Below are 255 nucleotides of genomic sequence, written 5' to 3'. Positions count from 1 at the left end.
ACTTACACACACTATTACTTTGTTACATCAAGTTGGTTGCGGGAGCCGGATTTGAACCGACGACCTTCGGGTTATGAGCCCGACGAGCTACCAGGCTGCTCCATCCCGCGTCCGATACTTAACGTCTTACTTACACACACTATTACTTTGTTACATCAAGTTGGTTGCGGGAGCCGGATTTGAACCGACGACCTTCGGGTTATGAGCCCGACGAGCTACCAGGCTGCTCCATCCCGCGTCCGATACTTAACGTCT

Annotated in this window: 2 tRNA genes; both read right to left on the bottom strand. The window is 51.8% G+C overall.

What is annotated here, in order from left to right:
* Window positions 1-33: 33 nt before the first annotated feature.
* A tRNA-Met gene (locus tag DCS96_RS18440) sits at window positions 34-110 on the bottom strand.
* A 51-nt stretch (window positions 111-161) separates the two neighbouring features.
* Window positions 162-238, bottom strand: a tRNA-Met gene (locus DCS96_RS18435).
* Window positions 239-255 lie beyond the last annotated feature (17 nt).

This window comes from Zobellella maritima, assembly GCF_003075035.1.
Classification (GTDB): Bacteria; Pseudomonadota; Gammaproteobacteria; order Enterobacterales; family Aeromonadaceae; genus Oceanimonas; species Oceanimonas maritima.
This window is presented reverse-complemented; position numbering and strand designations above follow the sequence as displayed.